The sequence below is a fragment of the Arcobacter roscoffensis genome, assembly GCF_024267655.1.
Taxonomy (GTDB): domain Bacteria; phylum Campylobacterota; class Campylobacteria; order Campylobacterales; family Arcobacteraceae; genus Arcobacter_B; species Arcobacter_B roscoffensis.
Window position 1 is genome coordinate 1,108,216 of the sequence record NZ_CP100595.1, and the last position, 14,017, is coordinate 1,122,232.

A 14,017-nucleotide genomic window follows, 5' to 3' on the forward strand; every position below is an offset into this window, starting at 1 on the left:
TACAAAAGATTATAGGAATTTTTGTGGACTCAAATTTATTAAAAGCATTTATCACTGTTAAAAATGAAAAAAGCATATCAGGCGCAGCCAAAAAGTTAGGCTACACTCAGTCAAACATAACTTCAAGAATCAAGCAACTTGAAAAAACTTTAGCTTATAGTCTATTTCATAGAACAAACAGAGGTGTTGTACTTACAAATGAGGGAGAGAAACTATACCCTTTTGCTGTTGATATTGTAAAAAAAGTAGAAGAAGCAACTTCTCAAATGAGAAACATAAATCATCAAGAAATTCTAAAAATGGGAACAACCCAATCAAACGCAACCATAAGACTTATTCCTATAATTGAGCAGTTAAATAAAGACTTCCAAGATATGAAAATAGAGTTTAATATAGATAGTAGCTTAAATCTAATAGAACAACTTTTAGACTATCAAATAGACATAGCTTTTATAAATGGAAAGCCAAATCATAAAGACTTAGAAATTCTAAATGTATTTAAAGATGAGATATATTATGTAGAACCCAAAGATAAAGAAGTTAAAAACAACCTATTAGTTTATAGAGATACTTGTGCTTATTGTCTTCATTTGCAAGATTATGCGAAGCAAAATAGTGATTTAGAGTATAAAACTATAGCTTTACAAAACTATGAGCTAATGTTAGGACTTACAAAAGCAGGCTATGGTGTAACACTACTTTCAAAAAGTATCATAGATAAGTTTGGCTATACAGACAAACTAAAGCTTACAAGAATACAAAGTGACTTTGATGCTCATTTAGTTTGTAGAAAAGATTATCGTCCGATGATTGAAGATTATCTAAGAACTAAGTTGCAATAGTTTTATACTCTATAAATTAGTTTGCTTTCAGAATCTTTTGATAAAGTTCCAGCACTAAAGAATAAAGAGAAAATAGAAAAATTAAATTAAGGAATAAAATGTCAGTTATTATAAGAGATGCAGTATCAAGTGATGCTCAAACTATACTAGATTTTATTATTGAGTTAGCTGTTTATGAAAAAGCAGAACATGAAGTAAAAACAAATGTAGAACAAACAAGAGAAGCTATTTTTGGTGATAACTCTACTGTAAAAGCTTTGATTTGTGAAGAAAATGGAGTTGCTATTGGTTATGCTGTATATTTTTACAACTACTCAACTTGGCTTGGTAAAAAAGGTATTTATTTAGAAGACTTATATATCACAGAGCTAAAAAGAGGAAATGGTGCAGGTAAGAAGATGTTAAAACATCTTGCAAAAAAAGCACTTAATGAGAAGTGTGGAAGGTTTGAATGGTCATGTTTAGATTGGAATACTCCATCAAGAGAGTTTTATGAAAGTCTTGGTGCAAAAAGCCAAGATGAATGGATAGGATATAGACTAGAAGGCAAAACTTTAGAAGATTTTGCAAAAAGTTAATAATAAATCAAGTATACTTTTGTTAAAAATAATAATTATCAAATATTAAAAGGATGAAATTGAATCAAGAAAACTTTGAATATTTATACAGTCAATTTAATCAAAAGATGCAAAATAAAGAGTTTGAGGATGCTTTGTTTTTAGTACCCGAGTTATTAAGTGTAGCTGGAGACAATGACCTTGATGTATTTTATACACTTATGGGGAAAGCCTCAGCACTTACAAACCTAAATGAAGATAAAGATGTAATTGAAACATATGATGAAATAATAGAAAAATTTGAAGATACAAAAAATGAGATTATCTTTAGATATCTAGCATATAGTTATTATAATAAAGCTTTAATTTATGCTAAATCAAATGATTATGAAAAAGAACTTGAATGCTATAACAGGCTTTTAGAAAAATTTATTGAAGATACATCTTCTCAATTAGAGATTGTTTTAGTAAAAGCTTATTTAAATAAAGCTGTTTGCATAAATCAACTAAAAGAAAGAAAAGATGCAATTGTCGTTTATGAAGAACTGCTTTTAAATTTTAAAGACTCAGTAAACCCAGACGTTCTAGACAATCTTGCTTATGCTTCATTTAACATAGCTTTATTGTATGCAAAAGAAGAACAAAATGATGAAGCTATTAAAGCTTATGACTTTTTAATTGATAACTTTAATTCATATGAAGAAGAGAGTATCAAAGAACTCGTAGCAAAAGCTTATGTAAATAAAGCAGGAAGGTATAGGGAACAAAACTATATTGGAAAGGCAATTGAGGTTTATGATCAAGTTATAGAAAAGTATGAAAAAGAACAAGGTGTACTTTTAAAGCAAGTGGCACTTGCTTTATATAATAAATCTATTATATTAAGTCAATTAAATAATGAAAAAGAACTTTTAGAAGTTTGTGATATTATCATAGAAAAATTCTCAGATAGTAAAGATGATATGATTATGAATGTAGTATCATCTGCTGAGGTAGTTAAAAATAAAGAGAAGTTTAATCACTCTTTTTAAACTTCCTAAAAAAGAGAAGTGTTTACTTCTCTTCTAACTGTTTTAAAGACAAAATGATTGCTTGTGATAAATCATCTGTTATTATCTCTTGCCATTTCTTTTTTTGTTCTTCTTTGTGTTCTTTACAAACTTCAATCATTGTTTCATTAAAAAATCTATTATCGTTTATTTCATGAACCATATGTTCTATTTCTATTTTTTCTGTTTTTACATCATCTAAGTTATCATTTGCAAATTTTTGCAGTGCATCCATTGCTGCTTGCTTTTTTAGCTCATCTTGAAATATTTCATTGATATTATCAAGGCTATCTAAATCTTTTAGTAATTCATAAATAGAACCAAGGGCATATTGAAGTTCAATATCATAATTTATATTTGTATTATTTGTAAGGGAACAAAGTTTACCAAGAGATACTTGATAAAATATTTCATAATCTGCCAAGTTCTGTGTGATTTTGTCTTTTTCAAAATAGTTTTCAATATTCATAAGAGTCCATTTTTTATTTTGATTTTATCAAAAAAAATAAAAAATAAGATTAATAATAAAGTAGTTGTAAAAAATACATGATTTAGAGTTATTTTATAGGTTATGATTTAATATTAAAGAGTTATTAGTTTTAAGTAATGTATTATAAAACCCAATTTTAAGGAGTTCTGTTTTTGTCTTCTATAGTTATTTAAAAATATTATTTAAATTTTTTATCAGATATGAAAGCTTTTTATTATATAATGGATAAAAAATATACACAAGGGAAGCAAATGTTTAAAAAGATGACAATTAAAGCTAAAGTAATAGGGCTTATTGTAGTGTCATTAAGTTTACTTGCAGTTGTTATAGCAGGTTTTTCAGTAAGCAAAGCTAAAGAGGGTATTTTAGCTCAAAACTACGCTATGCTGACATCTGCAAGGGATTCAAAAGCAAACCAAATAACAAACTTTTTTCAAGAGAGAGTTGGGGATATAAAGGTTTTATCTAAAAGTAAAGATATTTTAGAACTTTATAATTCCCTTGAGCAAACTTTTGATGTTGTTGGCTTAGATGATAAGTCTTCATATGATGTAAAAAATCAATTGGTAAAAAATGTAACAAGTAAGTATGAAGAGTATTTTCAAAGTTATATGAAAGAGTATGGTTATTACGATATATTCTTAATAAATGCTCAAACAGGTCACGTAATATATACAGCAGCAAAAGAGTCTGATTATGGAGCAAACTTAAAGTACGGTTCATTGAAAAATAGTGGTTTAGGAAAGGTTTTTGCAAACACTCTTACTAGAAATAAACCAACATTTGAAGATATGAGACCTTATGCACCAAGTAATAATACACCTGCAATGTTCCTAGGAAATCCTATTTCTAAAAATGGAAAGGTAGATGCAGTTTTAGTTTTCCAAATAAGTGATAGGTCAATTAATAAAATTATGCAGTTTAGAGAAGGTTATGGAAAATCACAAGAAGATTACTTAGTAGGTTCTGATAAACTTATGAGAAGTGATAGTTATCTTGACCCTAAAGGGCACAGTTTAATAGCTTCTTTCTCAAATAATACGCAAGTTAAAACTAAAGGAAGCCAAAATGCATTAGATGGTCAATCAAATACAGAAATTATTGATGACTATAATGGAAATCCTGTATTATCAGCATATGCACCTTTAAATATTAGTTCTGATATAAAATGGGCGATTTTATCTGAGATTGATGAAGCTGAAGTTTTAAAAACACCAAATGCTATTAGAAACTTAATTTTAATCATTGCTTTAGCATTACTTATTTTTGTAATTGCAGGAGCTGTTATTACTATTAATAATATCGTTGTAAAAAGATTAGTTAAATTCCAAGATGGTTTAGAAGGCTTCTTTGATTATGTAAATAGAAAATCTTCTGATGTAAAAGAGTTAGAAACAGATAGTTTTGATGAAATAGGTTTAATGGCTCAGGTTGTTAATGAGAATATCAAAAAAGCTAAAAAAGGTATTGAAGAAGATAGAGCTATTATTGATGAGACAATTACTGTTTTAAATGAGTTTGAAAAAGGTGATTTAACTCAAAGAATAACAACATCAGTTAATAACCCAGCATTAAATGAACTAAGAGATGTTTTAAATAAAATGGGTGATAACTTAGAGAATAATATTGATAATATTTTAGATGTTTTAGAAAAATTCTCAAATTACAACTACTTAAGTAAAGTTGATACAACAGGAATAAAAGAGCATTTAGAAAGACTTGCAAAGGGCGTTAACTCTTTAGGTGTTTCTATTACAGAAATGTTAGTTGATAATAAGAAGAATGGTCTTATTGTTGATAGTTCATCTGAACATCTATTATCAAATGTAGACACATTAAATCAAGCTTCAAATGAAGCAGCAGCATCACTTGAAGAAACAGCAGCAGCTCTTGAAGAGATTACAGGAAATGTATCTTCAACAACACAAAAAATTTCAGAAATGTCTACTTTAGCAAATGAAGTTACTGCATCAGCTAGTAAAGGTGAAGAACTAGCTTCAAGAACTACTTTAGCAATGGATGAAATAAATGACCAAGTAAGTTCAATCAATGAAGCAATTACAGTAATTGATCAAATTGCTTTCCAAACAAATATTCTTTCATTAAACGCAGCAGTAGAAGCAGCAACAGCAGGTGAAGCTGGAAAAGGTTTTGCCGTAGTAGCACAAGAAGTGCGAAACTTAGCTTCAAGAAGTGCAGAAGCAGCAAAAGAGATTAAAGAATTAGTTGAAAATGCAAATATCAAAGCCAATGAAGGTAAAAATATTGCAGGTGAAATGATTAAAGGTTATGAGGGATTAAACTCAAATATTGATAAAACAATTGAGCTTATTTCAGATGTTTCAAGTGCTTCAAAAGAACAGGAAACTGGTATTGTTCAAATAAATGATGCTATTAACTCACTAGACCAACAAACTCAAAAAAATGCAACAGTTGCAGGTGAAACTAAAAACATTGCATTAAATACAGCAGCATTAGCAAAAGATATAGTTTCAAAAGCAAATGAAAAAGAGTTTGAAGGAAAAGATAGTATTGATATTTCAAAAGATATCAAAGCTATAAATAGTACAAATGATAGTGTTAGTGTAACTGCTCAAAGTAGAACAGTTTCAAGACCACAAAGTCAAGCTAAACCTCAAGCAAAATATGAACCTAAAACTTTCAATGATACTTCGTCAGATGATGAGTGGGAAAGTTTCTAATAAAGCTTAAGAGATTCACCTTAGTGAATCTCTTAAAAAACTAAAAACTAGCCATTAAAACCTTGAATTTCACATTTAAATATGATAAAGTACATTTCTTTATATTAAATTAAGGCATTTAAATGGGAATCATAAAAAACTTTCTAAAAAGCTTCATAAAATTATCTCGACCACGTTTTACTTTTACAGATAATAAACTTATTTTTAAAATCAACTCAGACCTTTTTTATGAATATGCAATAGAAAATTATGAAACAAATACTAGACATGATTCTTATGTATTAGATGCTTATACTCTAAAAAGTGATGAAATTTTTTTAGAACATATTCATGTGGACAATGATGTTGAGTGGGAAGGTTTACCTAGTTCTATTTATACATCATTTTTAAAAGAACAATTAAAATTTAAAAATATGGAAGTTCTTGAAAAGTTTGAGTATGATGGTTTTGATTTTATTACTTACAAACTTGATGAACATTTTATTTTAAATTTTATATATATTTATGAAATAAATAAAGACACTTTTATTTTAGATGTGAAATCTAATCTTTATACAAAGCTTCTTAAAAGTTTTGATAGTTCTTATGAATATAATTATGAGAAAAATAGCCAAGAAGTTCTAAATTTAGATATAAGTTTAGTAAAACAAAATGCCATTTATGGGTATTTTAAACTTGATAACTAAAAAGGTTGTAACCTTCTTAGTTTCCGAATACTTTTTGTAAAATAGATGTAGTTTGAGCTACTGGATTAGTTCTAATATCAGCTTCTTTTTGAGCTATCATTTTAAATAAACCATCAATTGCCTTATCAGTTACATACTCATCTAAGTTTTTATCACTACTTCCTGGAAGATATGAGTCAACACCAAAGTTTTTAGCAAGTCCCATAACAGAGCTTTCATCTACCATTGATTTTACATTTGTTTTATAAAAATTATTTGCCATATCGTAGTATGTTGCTACTTGATTGTCCTTCATAGTTTCTTGAATAATAGGTTTTATCATATTTCTTAAAGAATCAGATGTATTTGATTTAAAGTAGTTTGTTGCAGCTTCATTATTCCCTGCAAGTATTTTTTTAGCATCTTCAATTGACATATTTTCAATGCTCTTCATAAAAATATCAGCTGTTTTAGGAGCTGCTTTTGTTGCTGCTTTGTTCATTGAGTTGATTAAATTATCAGCGATTTCATTTCCACCTGCTTTTCTTATTAGTGTTTCAACTTTTGATAAGTTATCAGGTAAGGGAATTTTAACATTACTATTGTTTAAATAACCATTCTCTTTTCCTAATGTTGATACTGCATAACTTACACCTTTTTTAAGTGCTTCTTTCAATCCAGTTGAAACTGTTGAGCTTTCAAGTGAGCTTTGCTCTTTTGTAGTTGTTTGTTCATTTGTTGTACTTGGTTTTGTAACAGTATCTATCACATCTTTTGTTAAAGCATTTAAGTCAAATGCAAAAGATAAACTTGAACTTAAAATTAGTGATGCTAGTATTGTTGTTTTTTTCATTTTTATTCCTGTTATAAATTTTTTTTTATATTAGTATTATATAATAGATTAATTGTGAAAAAGGATAATTAAAAAAATGACTAGTGAAATTTCAAATTATTTTCATGCTTTTAAGAACAAAACTTTAGAAGCAGATGAAATATATGCCAAATGTGGAAAAACTATTTTAGAGTTTGAACAAAAGTTTAAGGAAACTTTATCTTTCGAAGAGTATGAGAATAATTTTCTAGTAATATTAGGGTATACCTATAGACTTACTGATGTCTCTCAAAGATTGTATTATACTTTCCAAGAAGCTGTTTATGCTATTGATTTAGATAAACTCATGAGAAATGAAGACTCTTTAAAACTAAACACTATTGTATATACTTTGGTATTAGCAAATATATTAAAAGAGTATGAATCAAAACAAATTGATGAAGATATTAAACAAAAAGCTATTTTAGAGTATAAAAAACTAGAAGAGAGAAAAGCAAAAGAGAATAGTAAATATCATATGTATCAAAATTGATACATATGGTTATTTTAGTAGAGTTTTTATTTCCTCTTCAATCAGTTTTATATCATCAGTTGCTTTGATAATATGAATATCTTCTTTACTAATCATATTATTTGCATAAAGTGACTTTTCAATAAACTTTAGTAAATACTCCCAATAATCATACCCAACTAGATATATTTTAAAACCTTTTGGCATTTTTCCTGTTTGTGTAAGAGTTAAAACTTCAAACATTTCATCAAGTGTACCAAATCCTCCTGGAAATACAACACAAGCTTTTGAGTATTTTACTAACATATATTTTCTTGAGAAAAAATAGTTAAAAGTAAGATTTTTATTTGTGTATTTATTTAAAGACTTTTCAAAAGGTAAATAAATACTCAAGCCAATAGATTGGGCACAATTTGCATCATATGCTCCTTTATTAGCTGCTTGCATAATACCATCTCCACCACCTGTGATAATATTTATTCTATTTTTACTTAAATTAAAAGCTAAATCATAGGCTAGTTTTGCATATTTGTCATCTTCATTTGTTCTTGCACTACCAAAAATAGTTACATTATTTTTTAAATCTTTTAGTAGCTCTTTGCCATTTGTAAAATCATCATTTATCTTTTTTTTATATACTGTATCAGGACTTAACATAATATCCTCCTTTATAAAAAAATATTATTTATATAAATTATATGCCAATTTACATTAAAAAACTCACTATTTTCTCACTTGGTTTTGCTACACTTATATTTTAGATTAGGAGACTTTAACTTGTTTAGTGAAAAAAACATTCCCAAACTCATTATTTTAACACCTATTATTACAGTTATTATGATTGCATTTTTTACTATTTATTTTTTTATAGAAAATCAAAACAACTATTTTGAAGCACAAAGTATTGAAGTTGAAAAAGCATATATTAACAAGCAAAAAAATATTTTAAAAAAAGAAGTAGATTACATCATAAACTATATTGAACATCATGTAAAAAGAAACAATAAATTAAGTGAAGAAGAGTTAAAAAAAGAGCTTTTAAAATATATAGAGACTATTAGATATGAAAAACATGGGTATATCTGGGTTCATGATACAGATTATTATTTAAGAGCCCATCCCTTTAGACAAGACAGCATTGATACATATGATATAGATTTGCAAGATGCTATGGGAACTTATATTACAAAAGAGTTTATTGATAAAACTATTAAGAATCCAGATGGAATTTTTATAGAGTATTATTGGCAAAAACCTAAAAATGTTCATTTTTCAAAAAAACTTGGTTTTTTTAGATTGTATGAAAAATACAATTGGGTAATTGGAGCTGGACTTTATATCGATGATATTCAAAACTCAATTTATGAAAATAAAAAGATTTTAGAAGAGAAAATTAATAAACATATTAGACTTGTTGTAACTATTTCTTTCTTAGTTATTTTAGTAATAGGACTTTTGTCTTTTATCATGTCAAAAAAAATTACACAAGTTTTTAAAGCCTATCAAGATAGTGTAAAGAAAAAAGAGTTATTACTTGAAGATTTAAATAGAAACTTAGAGCTCAAAGTTCAAAAAGCTATTAAAGAAGTAAAGAAAAAAGATAGAGCTATGCTTCATCAATCAAGACTAGCTAGAATGGGAACAATGCTTAGCATGATTGCTCATCAGTGGAGACAACCCTTAAGTGAAGTTTCTGGTATCTTAATGGAGTTAGAAACTGCTAATAAATTTAAAAAAGTTGATTCAAATATGATAAAAGATAGTGTAGATGAATCAAATAAACAAATTCAGTTTATGTCAAATACTATTGAAGATTTTAGAAACTTTTTTAAACCTGATAAAAAGAAGATTGATTTTTATATTGATAGTGCTTGTAGTGAAGCGGTTACTTTAGTTTATGCTTCTTTAAAGAATTTTAACATCAAATTAAACAAAAATGTAAAGTATAATTGTTTTATTCATGGTTATGAAAGAGAGTTCGCTCAAGTTATGTTAAATCTTATTTCAAATGCAAAGGATATTTTAATTCAAAGAAATATCAAAGATCCTAAAATTGATATTACTTTGGATAAGAAATTTAATAATGCAATTATAAAAGTACAAGATAATGCAGGTGGGGTTGAAGATGAGTATTTGGATTTAATCTTTGAACCATATTTTACTACAAAAAGCAGTTCAAAAGGTACTGGCTTGGGACTTTATATGGCTAAGATGATTATTGAAAAGAATATGCAAGGAGAGTTATTTGTAGAAAATAAAAAAGAAGGAGCTTGTTTTTTTATTATTTTACCAATTGAACAAAAAGTATAAAATGATACTTGTTTGATACTATTTTTTTGGATATAAAAAAGAGTTTGAAAAAGTAAAAGAACATCCTTCTTTTTCAGTTGAAATTCTAAAAAAGTATGGATAAACAAAACAAAGGTTATTGGATATTATTGAGCAACACCATGAAAAATGTCATGGCTCAGCTTATCCAAAAGGCTTAAAAAAAGATGAAATAGACTTAGATTATTTAAATAAGGTTTTTGATGGAAGATTTAATTAAACAACTTCAAAACTATACAGTTTTATGCGTAGAAGATGAAGAGGGAATTAGAAAAAGATTAGTAAATACTTTAAAATACTATTTTAAAGATGTTTATGAAGCAAATAATGGTGAAGATGGTTTTGATATGTATCAAGAGTATAAGCCTTCACTAATTATAAGCGATATAGAAATGCCTAATCAAAATGGTATTTCTATGATAGAGCAGATTAGAGAAAATGACTTTGATACTATTGTTATTATGATTACTGCTTATTCAAATGAAGAATATTTATTAGAACTTATAAATTTAAATATCAATCAATATATTTTAAAGCCTGTAAATTCAGACTCTTTATTAAGTGGTATAATAAAAGCTTTTGGTAATAGTTTAAATGAAGTAATAAACTTTAGTGAAAATATGTTCTTTGATAAAACTCAGATGGAGCTTTTTTATAAAAATGAACTTGTACCTTTGAGAAAACGAGATAAAGAGTTTTTACTGCTTCTTCACAAGAATAGGAACGGTGTGCTTACTTATGACTTAATTGAAGAGTATTTATGGAGAGATAAGTCAATGAGTTTATCAGCACTAAAAACTTTCATCAAAGAGTTTCGTCAAAGAATACCTGTGGATATTATCACGAATGTGCCACAAATTGGTTACAAACTTTTAAATCTATAAAAAACTCACTATAAACTCACTTGATTGTTTTATGATTTCCTTATAAAAATAAGGAGAAACAAAATGATTAAGAAAAGTTTACTAATAGCCTCACTTGCATCTTTAGCTTTAGCTGGAAATGTTAAGATGGATTTAAATGCAAAATATGGAGCAAATAACTTCCATACAAAAGGTGCTGTACAGTTTGCAGGTCTTGTAAAAGACTATTCAAATGGAAGTGTAAATATTACAGTTCATCCAGGAAGTGCATTAATTAAAGGAAACCCTTTAAAAGCGGTAAAAGATGCAACTGTTGCAATGACTGATATGTTTATTCCCTTTACATCAGGTGGAGGAAAAGTATTTGGAGTTTCAGCTTTACCTTTTATTGCAAACTCATATGAAGATGCTTATAAGTTATACCAATTATCAAAACCTGCATATGAAAAAACTGCAAGAAAGTGGAATCAAAAACTACTTTATTCTGTAACATGGCCAGCTTCTGGTTTTTACTCTAAAGATTCAATTTCATCAATCAATGATTTTAAAGGTATCAAAACTAGAACTTATGATAAAAACTCAGCTGCGTTTATTAACCTATCAGGTGGAAATGCTGTAGCACTTCCTTGGGGAGAGGTTTATTCAGCACTTAGAACAGGTATGGTTGACTCAGTTGTAACATCTTCATCATCAGGAAAAGATGGTAAGTTTTGGGAAGTTTTAAATAACTATACAAAAATCAATTATGCATACCCACTTCAAGCAGTTACTATTAACTTAGATTATTGGAATTCTTTAGATAAGGCACAACAAGAAGCTGTTTTAAAAGCTGCAAAACAAATAGAAGAGTCTCAATGGAAAGCTGTTAAAGTTGAAGAAAAAGAAGCACTTGAGACTTTAGCTAAAAATGGAATGAAAATAGTAGATGCTACTCCTGCACTAAAAGCAGATTTAGACAAAATTGCAAATAAGTTATTAGAAGAGTATTTAGAAGATGCAAATTCTGATATTAAGAAAATATTCAAAGAATATAGAAAGTAATAGTTATGAACTATATTTCAAACTTTATAGATAAGCTTACCAAAATGGGGGCTTATCTTGCGGGATTTTTATTAGTTTCACTGGTTTTATTAATTTTGACAGAGATTTTTTTGAGATCTTTTTTTGATATTTCTACGATGATAGCAGATGAGTATAGTGGGTATTTATATTTAGCATCTATATTTTTAAGTTTAGCTTATGCTTTTTCAAAAGATGCTCATATTAGAATCAACATAATTACTTCAAGATTATCAAAAAAGACAAATAAGAAGATTGATATTGTTGCAGCAATTATTACTTTAGGTGTTTTAATTTTTGCCTTATATAGAACAATTTTATTTACTTATGACTCTTATGATTTAGAAATGTTATCAGAAAATGTATCTGAAACACCACTTTATCTAACACAACTTGCAATGCCAATAGGGATTACTATTTTTATATTAGCAGTTGTATTATTTATATTCAAAGGATTCTCAAATGATAGCTGATCCACTAATTTTAGCAGTAATTTTAATTACTGTAATGTTTGTTTTTTTATTATCATCTTTATGGATTGGTGTGTCATTAATGCTTACAGGTATTATAGGAATGCTAATTTATGATCATAATTTACCACCTGTAATTAGTATTTTTGATAAAGTAGGAGATTTACTTGCTTCATCTTTATACGATGCTATGAATTCATGGTCACTAGCAGCACTTCCTATGTTTATTTTGATGGGAGAGATTTTATATAAATCTTCAATTTCTGCAAAACTTTTAAATGGACTTAGACCTTGGCTTTCACATATTCCAGGGGGACTTCTACATGTAAATGTAGCTGCATGTTCACTTTTTGCAGCAGTTTCAGGTTCAAGTACAGCAACAACTGCAACAGTTGGAAAAATCACACTTGATGAGCTTCAAAAAAGAGGTTATTCAAAACACTTAGCTATGGGTTCACTTGCTGGTTCTGGAACTTTGGGATATTTGATTCCTCCTTCATTAATTATGATTATTTATGGAGTAATGGCTGATGTATCTATTGGTAAACTATTTTTAGCAGGATTACTTCCAGGGCTTCTAATGGCTTCTTTATACTCATTTTATATTATGTATAAAGCAAAAGTAGATCCAAGTGTTTTACCTGCAAATGAAGAAAAGTATACATGGAGTGATAAACTTCACTCACTAAAAGACTTAGCACCAATTTTCTTATTGATTTCATTGGTTTTAGGTTCTATTTATGGTGGATATGCAACTCCTACAGAAGCTGCTGCGTTAGGTGTATTAGGAAGTCTAATTTTAGCGGCTTATTTTAAAGCGGTATCTTTAGAAATTTTAAAAAATGCTTTATTAAATAGTATTAGAACATCTGTAATGATTGGATTTATTATTGCTGGAGCTGTTTTCTTATCACAAGTAATTGGATTTTTAGGAATAGCAAGAGCTATGAGTGAGTTTATTACAGGACTTGGATTGACTCCAATGATGCTTATTTTAATAATTGGTATTATGTACATAATTTTAGGAATGATATTAGAAGCTATTTCTATTGTTGTTATGACACTTCCTATTGTTTTACCAATTGTTGTATTAGCAGGTTTTGATCCTTTATGGTTTGGGGTTTTTCTAGTATTTATGGTTGAGATGGCTCAAATTACGCCACCTGTAGGTTTTTCATTGTTTGTGATACAAAGTATAAGTAATGAAAAAATACAAACAATTTTAAAAGCAACATTCCCATTTTTTATTCTGATGATTGTAACAGTTGTGATTATTACTGTTTTCCCAGAAATAGTATTTTTCTTACCAGATCAGATGATTAAATAGTTACAAAAAAGAAGTAGTTTGCTACTTCTTTTTTTATTTGTATAAAACTCACTTTTTCCCTACTTTGAGTTGTTAGTATTAAAAAAACTTTAGGTGGAAAATATGCTTGAATTATTATATGTTTTTATATGTGTGATGATATATCTTATCTCTTTTATATACAGAAGAGTGTCAATACTTGCTAGTTTAGTGGTTTTATATACAGCTTATGTTTTAGAGGTTAGTTTACCTTTTGCTCTTGGTGTTTTAGTTGTTTTAACATTACTAAGACTTAAAAAAACAGGGATAAAAGAAGAACTTTAAAAAATTATATGTTTAAGAT

The 14,017-nt window shown here is 27.8% G+C and carries 16 protein-coding genes; 13 read left to right on the plus strand and 3 right to left on the minus strand.

Going from position 1 to position 14,017, the window contains the following annotated elements:
* The first annotated feature begins 23 nt into the window (after positions 1-23).
* From NJU99_RS05485 to NJU99_RS05495, 3 genes are all read left to right on the plus strand, one after another.
* A complete protein-coding gene (locus NJU99_RS05485) occupies positions 24-842 on the plus strand; it encodes a LysR family transcriptional regulator (protein WP_254577725.1) in 819 nt (272 codons plus the stop codon).
* Positions 843-940: 98 nt separating this feature from the next.
* On the plus strand, positions 941-1,420 hold the full coding sequence (locus tag NJU99_RS05490; protein WP_254577726.1) for a GNAT family N-acetyltransferase: 480 nt from the start codon (positions 941-943) through the stop codon (positions 1,418-1,420).
* A 59-nt stretch (positions 1,421-1,479) separates the two neighbouring features.
* Positions 1,480-2,430, plus strand: coding sequence for a tetratricopeptide repeat protein (locus tag NJU99_RS05495; protein WP_254577727.1), 951 nt, complete (start codon positions 1,480-1,482; stop codon positions 2,428-2,430).
* Positions 2,431-2,452: 22 nt separating this feature from the next.
* Here the strand turns inward: NJU99_RS05495 and NJU99_RS05500 are convergent, their stop codons facing one another.
* Positions 2,453-2,917 (minus strand): hypothetical protein, encoded by a 465-nt coding sequence (locus tag NJU99_RS05500; RefSeq protein WP_254577728.1) that lies wholly within the window; start codon positions 2,915-2,917, stop codon positions 2,453-2,455.
* Positions 2,918-3,189: 272 nt separating this feature from the next.
* On the opposite strand from NJU99_RS05500, the gene NJU99_RS05505 reads away from it, so the two are divergent.
* Both NJU99_RS05505 and NJU99_RS05510 read left to right on the plus strand, forming a co-directional pair.
* Entirely contained in the window at positions 3,190-5,640 is a 2,451-nt protein-coding gene (locus tag NJU99_RS05505) for a methyl-accepting chemotaxis protein (RefSeq protein WP_254577729.1), read from the plus strand.
* 122 nt (positions 5,641-5,762) lie between these two features.
* A complete protein-coding gene (locus tag NJU99_RS05510) occupies positions 5,763-6,326 on the plus strand; it encodes a hypothetical protein (RefSeq protein ID WP_254577730.1) in 564 nt (187 codons plus the stop codon).
* A gap of 16 nt (positions 6,327-6,342) precedes the next feature.
* On the opposite strand, the gene NJU99_RS05515 is transcribed toward NJU99_RS05510, so the two are convergent.
* A complete protein-coding gene (locus NJU99_RS05515) occupies positions 6,343-7,158 on the minus strand; it encodes a DUF4197 domain-containing protein (protein ID WP_254577731.1) in 816 nt (271 codons plus the stop codon).
* 76 nt (positions 7,159-7,234) lie between these two features.
* Here NJU99_RS05515 and NJU99_RS05520 point away from each other — a divergent pair, with 76 nt between their 5' ends.
* Positions 7,235-7,669, plus strand: coding sequence for a hypothetical protein (locus NJU99_RS05520; RefSeq protein WP_254577732.1), 435 nt, complete (start codon positions 7,235-7,237; stop codon positions 7,667-7,669).
* Between the two features lie 9 nt (positions 7,670-7,678).
* On the opposite strand, the gene NJU99_RS05525 is transcribed toward NJU99_RS05520, so the two are convergent.
* Positions 7,679-8,305 carry an LOG family protein gene (locus NJU99_RS05525; protein ID WP_254577733.1) on the minus strand — a complete coding sequence of 209 codons (627 nt, stop codon included), beginning with the start codon at positions 8,303-8,305 and terminating at the stop codon, positions 7,679-7,681.
* Between the two features lie 120 nt (positions 8,306-8,425).
* On the opposite strand from NJU99_RS05525, the gene NJU99_RS05530 reads away from it, so the two are divergent.
* From NJU99_RS05530 to NJU99_RS05560, 7 genes are all read left to right on the plus strand, one after another.
* Positions 8,426-9,958: a cache domain-containing protein gene (locus NJU99_RS05530; RefSeq protein WP_254577734.1), complete on the plus strand. Its 1,533-nt coding sequence runs from the start codon at positions 8,426-8,428 to the stop codon at positions 9,956-9,958.
* 118 nt (positions 9,959-10,076) lie between these two features.
* Positions 10,077-10,196 (plus strand): HD domain-containing phosphohydrolase, encoded by a 120-nt coding sequence (locus NJU99_RS05535; protein WP_254577735.1) that lies wholly within the window; start codon positions 10,077-10,079, stop codon positions 10,194-10,196.
* Positions 10,180-10,860 (plus strand): response regulator transcription factor, encoded by a 681-nt coding sequence (locus NJU99_RS05540; protein WP_254577736.1) that lies wholly within the window; start codon positions 10,180-10,182, stop codon positions 10,858-10,860. The genes NJU99_RS05535 and NJU99_RS05540 overlap by 17 nt, the downstream gene beginning before the upstream one ends.
* Before the next feature lie 63 nt (positions 10,861-10,923).
* Positions 10,924-11,880 carry a TRAP transporter substrate-binding protein gene (locus tag NJU99_RS05545; protein ID WP_254577737.1) on the plus strand — a complete coding sequence of 319 codons (957 nt, stop codon included), beginning with the start codon at positions 10,924-10,926 and terminating at the stop codon, positions 11,878-11,880.
* A gap of 44 nt (positions 11,881-11,924) precedes the next feature.
* Positions 11,925-12,371, plus strand: a complete 447-nt coding sequence (locus NJU99_RS05550; RefSeq protein ID WP_283256446.1) for a TRAP transporter small permease subunit — start codon at positions 11,925-11,927, stop codon at positions 12,369-12,371.
* A complete protein-coding gene (locus NJU99_RS05555) occupies positions 12,361-13,695 on the plus strand; it encodes a TRAP transporter large permease (protein WP_254577739.1) in 1,335 nt (444 codons plus the stop codon). The genes NJU99_RS05550 and NJU99_RS05555 overlap by 11 nt, the downstream gene beginning before the upstream one ends.
* Before the next feature lie 102 nt (positions 13,696-13,797).
* Entirely contained in the window at positions 13,798-13,998 is a 201-nt protein-coding gene (locus tag NJU99_RS05560; protein WP_254577740.1) for a hypothetical protein, read from the plus strand.
* Positions 13,999-14,017: the final 19 nt, after the last annotated feature.